Annotated in this window: 12 protein-coding genes; 7 read left to right on the top strand and 5 right to left on the bottom strand. The window is 69.4% G+C overall.

Annotated features, from left to right (window positions below; genetic code table 11):
- Positions 1-6: 6 nt before the first annotated feature.
- The 6 genes from GFK26_RS04625 (at position 7) to GFK26_RS04600 (ending at position 6498) form a co-directional block, all read left to right on the top strand.
- The gene (locus GFK26_RS04625) at positions 7-753 is read left to right on the top strand and encodes an SPOR domain-containing protein (protein WP_153280974.1); all 747 of its coding nucleotides are present in this window, start codon (positions 7-9) and stop codon (positions 751-753) included.
- A 162-nt stretch (positions 754-915) separates the two neighbouring features.
- Positions 916-1560 carry a thiol:disulfide interchange protein DsbA/DsbL gene (locus tag GFK26_RS04620; RefSeq protein ID WP_153280973.1) on the top strand — a complete coding sequence of 215 codons (645 nt, stop codon included), beginning with the start codon at positions 916-918 and terminating at the stop codon, positions 1558-1560.
- A gap of 130 nt (positions 1561-1690) precedes the next feature.
- Entirely contained in the window at positions 1691-2413 is a 723-nt protein-coding gene (lptA, locus tag GFK26_RS04615) for a lipopolysaccharide transport periplasmic protein LptA (protein WP_153280972.1), read from the top strand.
- Positions 2410-3207: an LPS export ABC transporter ATP-binding protein gene (gene lptB, locus GFK26_RS04610; RefSeq protein ID WP_101488358.1), complete on the top strand. Its 798-nt coding sequence runs from the start codon at positions 2410-2412 to the stop codon at positions 3205-3207. Before lptA ends, lptB begins: the two co-directional genes overlap by 4 nt.
- Positions 3208-3224: 17 nt before the next feature.
- Positions 3225-4817, top strand: a complete 1593-nt coding sequence (gene rpoN, locus GFK26_RS04605) for an RNA polymerase factor sigma-54 (protein WP_153280971.1) — start codon at positions 3225-3227, stop codon at positions 4815-4817.
- A gap of 124 nt (positions 4818-4941) precedes the next feature.
- Positions 4942-6498: a phospholipase D family protein gene (locus GFK26_RS04600; protein WP_153280970.1), complete on the top strand. Its 1557-nt coding sequence runs from the start codon at positions 4942-4944 to the stop codon at positions 6496-6498.
- 11 nt (positions 6499-6509) lie between these two features.
- Here GFK26_RS04600 and GFK26_RS04595 read toward each other — a convergent pair whose 3' ends face one another.
- The 5 genes from GFK26_RS04595 to GFK26_RS04575 form a co-directional block, all read right to left on the bottom strand.
- Positions 6510-7154: a LysE family translocator gene (locus GFK26_RS04595; RefSeq protein ID WP_153280969.1), complete on the bottom strand. Its 645-nt coding sequence runs from the start codon at positions 7152-7154 to the stop codon at positions 6510-6512.
- Between the two features lie 22 nt (positions 7155-7176).
- On the bottom strand, positions 7177-7812 hold the full coding sequence (locus GFK26_RS04590) for a YceI family protein (RefSeq protein ID WP_153280968.1): 636 nt from the start codon (positions 7810-7812) through the stop codon (positions 7177-7179).
- Between the two features lie 38 nt (positions 7813-7850).
- Positions 7851-8432, bottom strand: coding sequence for a YceI family protein (locus GFK26_RS04585; protein ID WP_153280967.1), 582 nt, complete (start codon positions 8430-8432; stop codon positions 7851-7853).
- Positions 8429-9040 (bottom strand): cytochrome b, encoded by a 612-nt coding sequence (locus GFK26_RS04580; protein ID WP_153280966.1) that lies wholly within the window; start codon positions 9038-9040, stop codon positions 8429-8431. Before GFK26_RS04580 ends, GFK26_RS04585 begins: the two co-directional genes overlap by 4 nt.
- Positions 9041-9126: 86 nt before the next feature.
- Positions 9127-10953, bottom strand: coding sequence for a hybrid sensor histidine kinase/response regulator (locus GFK26_RS04575; RefSeq protein WP_153280965.1), 1827 nt, complete (start codon positions 10951-10953; stop codon positions 9127-9129).
- An 81-nt stretch (positions 10954-11034) separates the two neighbouring features.
- Between GFK26_RS04575 and GFK26_RS04570 the strand changes: the two genes are divergently transcribed.
- Positions 11035-12288 carry a THUMP domain-containing class I SAM-dependent RNA methyltransferase gene (locus tag GFK26_RS04570; RefSeq protein ID WP_153280964.1) on the top strand — a complete coding sequence of 418 codons (1254 nt, stop codon included), beginning with the start codon at positions 11035-11037 and terminating at the stop codon, positions 12286-12288.
- The last annotated feature ends 1 nt before the right edge of the window (position 12289 follow it).

Here is a 12289-nt window from a genome sequence, read left to right as displayed (position 1 = left end):
CTGAACATGAAGAAGACAAGCAGACAACGCGGCAACATCGTCATCGGGCTCATCATCGGCCTGGTGCTCGGTCTGGGCGTCGCCCTGGGCATCGCGGTCTACGTCACCAAGGTGCCGATCCCGTTCGTCAACAAGACGCAACGCGGCGGTGCCGAGCAGGACGAAGCCGAAGCCCGCAAGAACCGCGACTGGGACCCGAACGCACCGCTGGCCGGCAAGGCCGGCGCGCCCAAGCCGGCCGCCACGCCGCCGGCGGCCACGGCCACCGGCCCGGTGAACCCGATCACCGGCGCCCCCGTCACCGTGGCGCCGGGCACGCCGCCCACCGCCGCCGCGCCGGTTACCGCGCCGGCCCCCGTGGTGGTGGCGCCCAAGCCGGCGCGCCCTGCACCGACACCGGCCGAAGCCAACGCCCTGCCGCCGTCGAACGATCCGCTGGGCGACCTCGCCCGGGCCCGTTCGGGTGGCAGCAGCACGACCACCGCGTCCGCCGCACCGTCGGCCTCGGGTGCCGATCCCTTCATGTACTTCGTGCAGGCCGGCGCCTTCCGCACCACCGACGACGCCGAGGCGCAGCGCGCCAAGCTGTCGCTCATGGGTGTCGAGGCCAAGGTCACCGAGCGCGAGCAGGCCGGTCGCACGGTCTACCGTGTGCGCGCCGGCCCGTTCAACAAGAAGGACGACGCCGACCGGCTCAAGGAACGGCTCGACGGCGGCGGTCTCGAATCGGCGCTGGTGCGCGTGCAGCGCTGACCCTGGTCGGCGGTCTCTTTCTTGAACAGCCTTTAAGCTCTCGCCCGCGCGGCATCTGCCGCACGCTGTTTTGTCAATTCCAGCGCCTCGGGCGCGCCGCCGACGGGGAACTCCCTGCGGCGCGCCGGCTCTGTCTGCGGTACCCACAGGAGAACCTTTTCCATGAAACGTCGTGACTTTTCGCTGGCCGCCACTTCGATCGGGCTGCTTTCGCTGGCTGCCGTTCCGGCACACGCCCAGCGCGCCCCCAAGGCCGGCACCGATTTCCTCGTGCTCGACAAGCGCGTGCCGGTCGATGCACCGGCCGGCAAGATCGAGGTGGTCGAGTTCTTCTCGTACAACTGCCCGCATTGCAACGACTTCGAGCCCTCGCTCGAGGCCTGGGTCAAGGCGGCCCCGAAGGAAGTGGCGTTCCGCCGCATCCCGGTGCCCTTCGTGGGCAACGACGTCGAAGCCAAGCAGCGCCTGTACTTCGCGCTCGAAGCGATGGGCAAGCTGGAGGAATACCACTCGAAGGTGTTCGCCGCGATCCACGCGCAGCGCCAGAACCTGAACGGCGAAGCCAACATCCAGGCATGGGCCGAGCGTGCCGGCCTCGACGGCGCCAAGTTCAAGGAAACCTTTGCGTCCTTCGGCGTGGCCAGCAAGGCCCGCCGCGCGGCGCAACAGACCGAGGCCTACAAGGTGGCTGGCGTGCCGGCCCTGGCCGTGGCAGGCCGCTGGTATGTCGACGGCGAAACCGCCGGCAGCATGGCCAAGGTGCTGCAAGTAGCGACCTTCCTGACCGGCGAAGCCAAGAAGGGCTGACCGACCCGGCGACCTGGCAACCCCGGTTTCTGGTCGAATGCAAGGCCCGCTTCGGCGGGCTTTTTCATTGGCGGCGGTGGGCAATCACCGTCCCACGCATACAATGTTTCAGAGCAAGTTTCGTGCCTTTATGACATTGCCCTCCATCCCCACATTCCCCACCCTTCGTCGCCTCGGCCGCCTGGCCTTCGGCGCGCTGTTGCTGGCCGGCGCCGCCTCAGGCGCCCTGGCTGAAACCGCCGACCGCACCAAGCCGATGAACATCGAGTCCGACTCGATGCGCTACGACGACCTGAAACAGACCAGCGTGTTCACCGGCAATGTGCTGGTCACGAAGGGCACGATCATCATCCGCGGTGCGCGGCTGGACGTGCGCCAGGACGCCGAGGGCTACCAGTACGGCGTGGTCACGGCGGCGCCGGGCAAGCTGGCCTATTACAAGCAGAAGCGCAACGCCGGCGACGAATGGATCGAGGGCGAGTCGGAAGTCATCGAGTACGACAGCCGCGCCGACAACGTCAAGTTCATCCGCCGCGCCGTCATGCGCCGGCTGATCGGCGCCACGGCCAACGACGAGAGCAGCGGCGCGCTGATCGTCTACGACCAGAGCAACGACACCTACACCGTCAACGGTTCCCTCGTGCCGCCGAACGCCGGCGTCTCGGGGGGCAGCGGTGGCCGCGTGAAGGCCATCCTCACGCCGAAGGCCGCCGCAGCCCCGGCGGCGGGCGGCGCCGCACCGGCCGCCGGCGGCAAGAAGCCCGCGGCCCCGGCACCCACCCCCGCGCCCGGCGCCGGACTGCGCCCGAGCACCACGCTGGGCGGCAGCACCGAAGGGGAAGGGCGCAAGTGATCGAAACCGCAGGAACCCAGACGACCGCCGACGGCGTCCCCGGCAGCCGCCTCGTGGCGCGCGGCCTCAAGAAGAGCTACGGCAGCCGCACGGTCGTGAAAGACGTCTCGCTAGATGTGCAGAAGGGCGAGGTCGTCGGACTGCTCGGCCCCAACGGCGCGGGCAAGACCACCTCGTTCTACATGATCGTCGGGCTGGTGCGCGCCGACGCCGGCGAGATCACCATCGACGGCGAGCCCATCGCCCACATGCCCATTCACCGCCGCGCGCGCATGGGCCTGAGCTACCTGCCGCAGGAAGCGTCGATCTTCCGCAAGCTCACGGTCGAAGAAAACGTGCGCGCCGTGCTCGAGCTGCAGCGCGAGCCCGATGCCAATGGCCGCATGGTGCCGCTGTCGAAACAGGCCACCGAAGAGCGACTGGCTGACCTGTTGTCCGACCTGCGCGTGGACCACTTGCGCGATTCGCCCGCGCTCGCACTGTCGGGCGGCGAGCGCCGCCGCGTCGAAATCGCGCGTGCGCTGGCCACGCAGCCGCGCTTCATCCTGCTGGACGAGCCCTTCGCCGGCATCGACCCGATCGCCGTGATCGAGATCCAGCGGATCATCAGTTTCCTGAAAGAGCGCGGCATCGGCGTGCTCATCACCGACCACAACGTGCGTGAAACGCTGGGCATCTGCGATCACGCGTTCATCATCAGCGACGGGCACGTGCTGGCACAAGGCACACCCTCGGAGATCGTCGACAACGCCGAGGTACGCAGGGTGTACCTGGGCGAGCACTTCCGCATGTAAGGGAGGGGCGCGTCTCCATGAAGCAAGGGCTGTCCCTTCGCGTCTCGCAGCATCTGGCGCTGACGCCTCAGCTGCAGCAGTCCATTCGCCTGCTCCAACTCTCCACGCTCGAACTGAGCCAGGAGGTGGAGCAGATGCTGGACGAGAACCCGTTCCTCGAACGCACCGCGGAAGAAGCCGCGCGCGAGGAGTTCGGGCTCGATGCTGTCGACACGCCCGTGCCGCGCGACGACGGCGGTGACACCGGCGAGGGCGATTTCGCGCCGTCCGCCCCCAGTGCCTCCACCGCTTCCAGCGAAGCGACCACGTCCACACCGGAATCCGACGGCCCCGCGGCCGAGATCACCGAGCGCGAGCCCGACTGGGAAGGCGACGGCACCGTCGAGATGGCGCCCGACGACAGCGAGTGGGGCAGCGATGCGCCCGCGCGCCAGAACAACCTCGGCGACGACGAGCGTGCCGACGCCACCGAACTCGCGCGCAGCCAGGAGTCGCTGCAATCGTTCCTGCACCGCCAGGCGCTGACCCTGCGGCTCAACGAAAACGACTGCGCCGCGCTGCGCTTTTTGATCGAATCGCTCAACGACGACGGTTACCTCGAAGACTCGCTGCCCGCGCTGGCCTCGGGCCTGGCGGGCGATGACAACGACCAGTTCGACGACCTCGTGCACCACTTCCAGGTGGCGCTGGGCCTGCTGCAGAGCCTGGAGCCCGCCGGTGTCGGCGCGCGCGACCTCGGCGAATGCCTGAGCATTCAGCTGAAGGCGCTCGCGAACGAAGACGAGACCGAGGCCGAAGCGCTTGTGCGCAAGACCGCCATCGCGATCTGCAAGCAGCCGATGGAGCTGCTCGCGCGGCGCGACTTCAAGCGCCTGGCCACGCTCACGCGGACGAATGAAGAGCTGGTGCGCTCGGCGCTGCAGATCATTGCGCGGCTCGAGCCCAAGCCGGGGCGCCGTTTTGTCGACGTCGAACGCAACATCGTCGTTCCCGACGTGATCGTCACCAAGACGGGCCGCGGCACCAACATCAAGTTCCGCGTCATGCTGAACCCCGAGGTCATGCCGCGCCTGCGCGTGCACGACATCTACGCCGGTGCGCTCAAGTCGCACAAGGGCGAGGGCAGCCAGGCGCTGTCGCAGCGGCTGCAGGAGGCGCGCTGGTTCATCAAGAACATCCAGCAGCGCTTCGACACCATCCTGCGCGTGAGCAACGCCATCGTCGAGCGGCAGAAGAGCTACTTCGTGCACGGCGAACTGGCCATGCGCCCGCTGGTGCTGCGCGAGATCGCCGACGAACTGGGCCTGCACGAATCGACCATCTCGCGTGTGACCACGGCCAAGTACATGTCGACGCCTTTCGGCACGGTCGAGCTCAAGTACTTCTTCGGTTCGGCGCTGGGCACCGAGACCGGCGGCAACGCGTCGAGCACCGCGGTGCGCGCGCTGATCAAGCAGTTCGTGAGTTCCGAGAGCATCAAGAAGCCGCTGTCCGACAGCCAGATTTCCGAGATGCTGAAAGAGCAGGGCATCGAGTGCGCGCGCCGCACCGTGGCCAAGTACCGCGAGGCGCTGCGCATCGCGCCCGCCAACCTGCGCAAGGCCCTTTAACTAGGCACACCCCCAGGCTATGCGCACTTCGTGTCGCTTCGCCAACCCCCTTGCAGGGGGCAACACCGGCGGCCCGGCGAAGCCGGTTCCGCGGTGTTCGCCAAAATGGCGGGCTCTCGCCGCGATGCTCGCTGCTGCGGTGGTGCTGATCACGGGCTGCGCCACGCTGCCCGACGAAGCACCGCACGCACCCACCAAGGCCATCGCCGTCTCGGCCGACACCGCGCTCGGCAAGATCGCGCTGGCCTCGCAGCCCGACCCCGACCTCAGCGGCTTTCGCCTCATGCCCGGCGGCGACTTCGCCTTCGACACGCGGCTGCAGCTCGCGCGCCGCGCGCAGCGCACGCTCGACGTGCAGTACTACCAGATCGAGAACGACGAGACCGGCCGCTACCTGCTGCGCACCCTGCGCGACGCGGCCCAGCGCGGCGTGCGCGTGCGCCTGTTGATGGACGACCTGTACACGTCCGGCGAAGACGACCTGCTGCTCGGGCTGGCCGCCACGCCGAACGTGGAGCTGCGCCTGTTCAACCCGTTCCCGGCCGGGCGCGGCAGCCTGCTCAGGCGCTTCACTGCGTCGCTGTTCGACTTCAGCCGCGTCAACCGCCGCATGCACAACAAGCTCTTCATCGCCGACGGCGCGATGGCGGTGGCGGGCGGGCGCAACATCGGCAACCAGTACTTCCGGCGCACCTCGGGCCAGAACTTCATTGACCTCGACACCTTCGTCACGGGCGCGCTGATCCCGCGCCTGGGCGTGCTGTTCGACCAGTACTGGAACAGCCCGCACGTGCGCCCGATCGGCTCCGTCGTGCACACCGACCTGCCGCGCGAGGAACTGCAGCGCCGCTTCGAGGCTGCCACCGGCCCCGACACCACGCCGCCGCCGCCCAAGCCCGCACCCAACGACCTGCTCGGCTACAGCCCCGTGGCCGACGACCTCGACGCCGGCAAGCTCGGCCTGATCTGGACCACGGCCGAGGCGTACGCCGATTCGCCCGACCGCGTGATCGGCAAGACCGCGTCGTATGGCGGCGTGCCGCTGCTCGACGTGGACAGCGTGCGCTACAACGTGGTCGAGCAGATGCGCCGCGCGCGCAGCGAGGTGACGCTGGTCTCGCCCTACCTGATCCCGGGCGCGTCGGGGCTGGAGGTGATGCGCGAGATCCGCGGGCGCAACGTCAAGATCAGCGTGGTCACCAACTCGCTTGCGGCCACCGACGAGCCGCTGGTCCACACCGCCTACCGCCGCTACCGCGCCGACATGCTCGCGCTGGGCGCCGAGCTGCACGAGCTGAGTTCCGCGCGCACGCGGCGCAGCGTGCGGCTGGGTTTGTTCGGCACGTCGGTGGGCCGGCTGCACGCCAAGTCGGCGGTGATCGACCAGCGCATCCTGTTCGTCGGCTCGATGAATTTCGATCCGCGCTCCGAGATCCACAACACCGAGATCGGCCTGTTCATCCGCAGCCCCGAGATGGCGCAGCAGACCTTGAAGCTGCTCGACGTGCTCAAGCAGCAGGGCGCCTACCGGCTGCGGTTTGCTGAAGACTCGCGGCGCATCGAGTGGGTCAGCGAGGAAGGCGGCAAGACCACCGTGGTGCATGAAGAACCCGACTCGGGTTTCTGGGACCGCACCATGCTCGAGCTGTTGTCGCCGCTCACGCCCGAGAGCCTGCTGTAGCGGCTTGGTTGCTAGGTGCCGCGCACCGCGGACCACACGAGCCGCAGGCCCAGCAGCCCCATCACGCCGCCGGCCGCGCGGTCGATCCAGGTCTTGTAGCGCAGGTAGGCGGCACGCGGTGCGGCCGAAGACAGCGCCAGCGCAACGATCGCATACCAGCCCGTCTCGATGCAGAAGATCACGGCCGGCACCGCGAGCGCCAACACCAGCGGCACCTCGCGCGGCAAGAAGGCCGCGAAGATGCTCGCGTACACCACCGCCGTCTTCGGGTTGCTGACCTGCGTGGCCAGGCCGAGCAGGAAGGTGCGTCCGCTGCGGCCCTGGCCCCGGGGCGAGGCGTCCGTGTCGGGCGTGATCGCGAGCGGCTGGCGCGCACCGCGCCAGATGCGAAAGCCCAGGTAGATCAGGTAGGCGCCGCCGAAGGCCTTGATCGCGAGGTACAGCCCCGGCACCGCGAGGAACGCCGCCTGCAGCCCGGCCAGCGCCGCGATGGAGAACGCCAGCCCGCCGGCGCCCATGCCCAGGGCGGCAGCGAGTCCGTCGCTGCGCGAGGCCACGGCGGTGCGCGCCACCATCACGAAGCTCGGGCCCGGGCTCATGGCGCCGACGGCCATGGCGCCGGCGATGCCGAGCAGGGAAAGGGTGGTGTCCATCATCGCGTGGCGCCTGGCGTCGTCGTCATTGCTGCACGTTCACCGCTTCGACCTGCACCAGCAGCTTCACCTTGTTCTCGAAGCCGAAGTTCAGGCCCCAGGTGATGCCCCAGTCGCTGCGCTGCACGGTGGCCTCGAAGTCGCCGCCGCAGACCTGGCGGTTGATGAGCGGGTTCAGGTAGCAGTTGAAGCGCACGGCCTTCAGCGTCACCGGCTTGGTCTGGCCCATGAGCGTGAGCGTGCCGGGCACGTCGGTCACCTTGTCGCCGCTGAAGTCGATGCGCTCGGCCACGAAGCGTCCGGTGGGGAATTCGGCTACGTTGAAGAAGTCCTTGCTCTGCACGTGGCGGTTGAGCAGGTCGACGCCGGTGTTGATGGAGCTGATGTCCATCGTGATGTCGACCTTGCCGCCGGTGCCCGTGCCGTCGATCTGCACCGAGCCGTCCTTGGTGCTGAAGCGGCCGCGGTTGGTGGTGGTGCCGTAGTGGCCCATCTCGTACATCACGAAGGTGTGGGTCGGGTCGATCACGTAGCTGGCGTTCTTGACCGGCCCGCCGGCGGGCTTGGCGGCCAGCGGTGGCGCGGTGTATTCCTGGGCCGTCGCGGCCAGCGGCAGGGCCGCGCTCGCGCACAGGGCCGCGGCAAAGAAGAGCTTGTTCATGGCGGAAGAAGAGGGATGCATAGGAAAGGGGATCGTCGTCACAGCGGCCCGAGGCCCGCGAGCGTCAGCTTGAAGCGCACCTGCACCTCGTTGCCGACCACGGAGGTGTCGGTCCATTCGCCGTCGCCGACCTTGTAGTCGAGCCGTTGAATCGTGAGCGTGCCCGTGGCGACCGAGTAGGCGCCGCCCGACGAGGTGATGCTCACGGGCACCGTCACGTACTTGCTGACGCCCTTGATGGTGAGCTTGCCGGCCATCTCGAAGCGGCCCTCGCCCAGTGCCTTGATGGCGGTCGAGCGGAAGCTGGCCTGCGGGAAATGCGCGGTGTCGAACCAGGTCGGCTTGGGCAGCTCGGCATCGCTCATCGGGATGCCGAAACCGGCGCTGGCGGTGTCGATCTGCAGCAGCACCGAGCCGCCCTCGGGCTTCTTCGGATCGAAGGCGACCTGCGCGTCGAAGCGCTTGAAGCTGCCTTCCACCGGCACGCCCATCTGCTTGCTGACGAAGGCGATCTGGCTCTTCTCGGGCACCAGCTTCGCGGTGGCCGGCATCGGCTCGGCCGCGGCGTGCAGCGTGAAGCCGAGGAGGGCGGCGGCGCCCCACAAAAGACGCGTCGTCATCCGGCGGATTCCTTGCGTGGCGCGGGCCACATGCGTTGCAACAGACCGTCGCGGTCGATCCAGTGGTGCTTGAGCGCCGCCGCCACATGCAGCAGCGTGACGCCGGCCAGCAGGTAGGCGCTGCGCTGGTGCAGCGGCTTGAGCACGGCCTCGGCAAAGCCCTTGTCGACCGCCACCAGGTCGGGCAGCGGCAGCAGGCCGAACCACACGACCGGCACGCCCATGCCCGAGCTGTAGGCCCAGCCGAACAGCGGGACCGCAAAGAACAGCAGGTACATCAGCGCATGGCTGATGCGGTGGGCGGCCCGCTGCCAGGTCGGCATGGCCGCCAGCACCCGCGCCGACAGCGGCGGCGGTCGGTGCGTGAGGCGCCACAGCAGCCGCAGCGCCGACAGCAGGAGGATGGTGATGCCGGCCCACTTGTGCCAGCTGTAGAGCTTCAGGCGCTGCGGCGAAAAGGGCAGGCCCGTCATGTAGAGCCCGACGCCAAGCGAGCCGACGATCATCGCCGCGAGCAGCCAGTGCAGCGCCATCGTGACCCGCCCGTAGCGGGGCTCGCGCAGGGCGGCGGCGCCAACGGAAGGAGCGGGAAGGGGTTCGACGGGCATCGGGGCAGGGGCGGCGGCGGCCTGTGCGCGGAGCATAGCTCGGAAGCGATGACACCGCAGCGGGGGCGGCCCCGTGCCGAAGGCCGCTACGACGACGGCGTCGGCTGCAGCTGTTGCTGCTGGGCCCGCAACAGCACGCGCCGCAGATCGTCCGGCTGCACCGGCTTGCGCAGCGCGTGCCAGCCGCGCGTGGCGGCCAGCTGCTGCGTGGCTTCGGTGATGTCGGCCGAGATCAGCGCGATCGTCAGCGTGGGCTTGCGCTGCGCCAGCCGCTCGGCCAGCGCGATGCCGTTGAACGCGCCGGGCAGGCGGATGTCGCACAGCGCCACGTCGAGCGCGTCGAGGTCGGCCAGCGCGAGCGCCTCGGCGGCGCTGGCGTAGACGCGCGGCGCCACCTGCCAGTGCCGCAGCAGCGCCGAGAGGCTGTCGGCCACGACGATGTTGTCTTCGACCACCAGCACGGCGAGGCCGGGGCGCAGCACGGCGTTGGCATCGGGCAGGTCCATCGCCACCGAGGGCGCAGGCGCCGGCACGGCCGCCGCACCGGGGCGGGCCGCCAGCAACTCGAAGCTGAAGACCGAGCCCTTGCCCGGCGCCGAGCGCAGCGCGACCTCGATGCCGAGCTGCCCCGCCAGCCGCCGCACGATCGCCAGCCCCAGGCCGTGGCCGTGCTGCAGGTTGCGTTCCACATTGCCGACCTGCTCGAAGTCGTCGAACACGCGCGCCTGCGATTCGGCCGCGATGCCGATGCCGCTGTCGCGCACCTCGACGCGCCACGCGCGCCCGGTGTCTGCGGCGGGCCGGCGGCGCGCCCGCACCGCCAGCAGCACGCGCCCGCGCGGCGTGAACTTGAGGGCGTTGTCCAGCAGGTTGGAGAGCACGCGGCGCAGCGCCACGGCGTCGGTCCAGGCGATGGCGTCGGCAGGGCAGCGCACGGCGATGCGGCCTGCACCGGCCTGCCGCGCCAGCTCGTGCAGCAATGGCGCGAGCGCCACGGCCGCCGGCCGCAGCGGATCGACTGCGGCCTCGATGCGGCCGATTTCGAGCAGCTGGTTGGTCAGGGCCTCGAGCGCCTGCTGCGCGCGCGAGAGCGAGGCCACCGTGTGCTGCACCGCCGCGCTGTCGGTGCCGTGCTGCAGCTGCTGGCGCAGCACCTCGGCCTGCAACCCGATGGCCATCACCGGCTGGCGCAGGTCGTGGTTGGCCGCCGAGAAGAAGCGCAGCCGCTCGGCCTGGGCTTGCTCGGAGGCGCGCAGGCCGGCCAGCGCCTGTTCGCGCAGCGTGCGCTCGTTCAAGCGCAGGCCGATGTTCTCCTCGAGCTGGCGCGAATGGTCGGCCACCAGCTTCCACATCATCGCGGTCAGGCCGATGCCGATCACCGCGACGGCCATCATCACCGGCGCCCCGAGCCACAGGCCCGTGACGATCACCGGCGCCAGCAGCAGCGTGATCGCCAGCTGCGTGGCCGGTGTGTAGAACGACACCGAGAACGCCGACGACAGCGTCATGCCCATGAGGATCAGGCCCAGCAGCAGTTGCAGCTCGGGGCGCTCGGGGTTGAACAGCAGCACGCCCGCCAGGCCGTGCGCCAGCTCCCAGATGGCCGTGCGCAGCGTGTGCTGGCGCTGGGCCTCGCGCAGATTCGTGGGCGTGAATGGCTCGGGCAGCCGTTGCGGAAAGAAGCCGCGCATCACCGTGACACCGGTCACGAGCGCCAGCCACACCAGCGCGCGCACCGGCGAGAACTGCCAGGCAAAAAGCGCCGCCACGCCGCAGTTGAGCAGGTACTGCACCAGCAGCATCGGCCCGAGCGGGCGGATCGACAAGCGCAGCACTTCGCACTGGATCGCGAAGCGGTGGTCGCCGTCGCGGGCGTCTGCCGGGGGGGCCGCGGAGGCGGGGGTGGGCGTCATGGGCAAATCGACTATATAGAGAAGCCCCGCGACGCGGCGACAATGGGAGCCCTTAGCGGGCTTCCCGATGGCCGACTTTCCGTGAACGATCTCTCATTTTTCCTGCCTTGCGCCGCCGGCGTCGAGGAATACCTTGCCCAGGAGGTGCATGGCCTGACCGGCCGCAGCGGACAAGATCTGCTCACCCTGCGGGGCGGGGTGCGCGTGCGCGCCGACTGGCGCGACGGCCTCAAGCTCAACCTGCACAGCCGGCTCGCGCAGCGCGTGCTGGTCGAACTGGCCCATGGGCCGTACCGCAACGAGAACGACCTGTACACCATCGCCAACGCGGTGGCCTGGGAGATCTGGTTCACGCCCAAGCAGACCTTCAAGATCGAGACCACGGCCCAGCACAGCCCGCTGCAGAGCCTGAACTTCGCCACCCTGCGCATCAAGGACGCCGTGGCCGACCGCTTCCGCGCCAAGGCGAACGGCGTGCGTCCGAGCATCGAGACCCAGTGGCCCGACTGCCGCATCTTTGCGCACCTGACCACCGACAGCTGCACGCTGTACATCGACACCTCGGGCGAGCCGCTGTTCAAGCGCGGCTGGCGCCAGGACAAGGGCGACGCCCCGCTGAAGGAAACCCTGGCCGCCGCCATGCTGGCCGCCAGCGGCTGGTGGAACCCCGAGACCGGCGAGGTCGCCAAGGCCCCGCTGTACGACCCCTGCTGCGGCAGCGGCACCATCGCCATCGAGGCCGCGCAGATCGCCAGCGGCATCGCGGCAGGCTCGCTGCGGCGCTTTGGCTTCGAGAAGCTGCTGCCGTTCCAGCCGCACGTCTGGGCGGCCATCCAGAAGGAAGCGGCCAACGCGCAGCATGCGAGCGACATCGCCGTCTTCGGCTCCGATGTGTCGCACCGCATGGTCGACTTTGCCGAGCGCAATGCCGAACGCGCGGGCGTGGCCGGGGCCATCGAGTTCCGCGGCGGCGATGCCTTGCAGCGCATGCCGCCGGCCGAGGGCGGCGTGATCATGCTGAACCCGCCGTACGGCGAGCGCATCGAGGTCGGCGGCGTGGCCCGCTTCGGCGCCCGCGAGGCCGCCCAGACCCCGGGTGACGGTGAAGGCGGCGATGGCGGCGACTTCTTTCCGCAGCTCGCCACCCACTGGAAGAAAAACTATCCGGGCTGGACCGCCTGGGTGCTCACGCCCGACCTGAAGCTGCCCAAGCAGATGCGCCTGAAAGAGTCGCGCCGCGTGCCGATGTGGAACGGCCCCATCGAATGCCGCCTGTTCCGTTTCGACATGGTCCGGGGCTCGAACCGGGCCGCGCCGCCAGACGCCGCAGTCTGAA

The sequence above is a fragment of the Variovorax paradoxus genome, assembly GCF_009498455.1.
Taxonomy (GTDB): domain Bacteria; phylum Pseudomonadota; class Gammaproteobacteria; order Burkholderiales; family Burkholderiaceae_C; genus Variovorax; species Variovorax paradoxus_H.
Note: the sequence above shows the minus strand (reverse complement) of the source record. Positions and strands in the feature narration are given on the sequence as shown.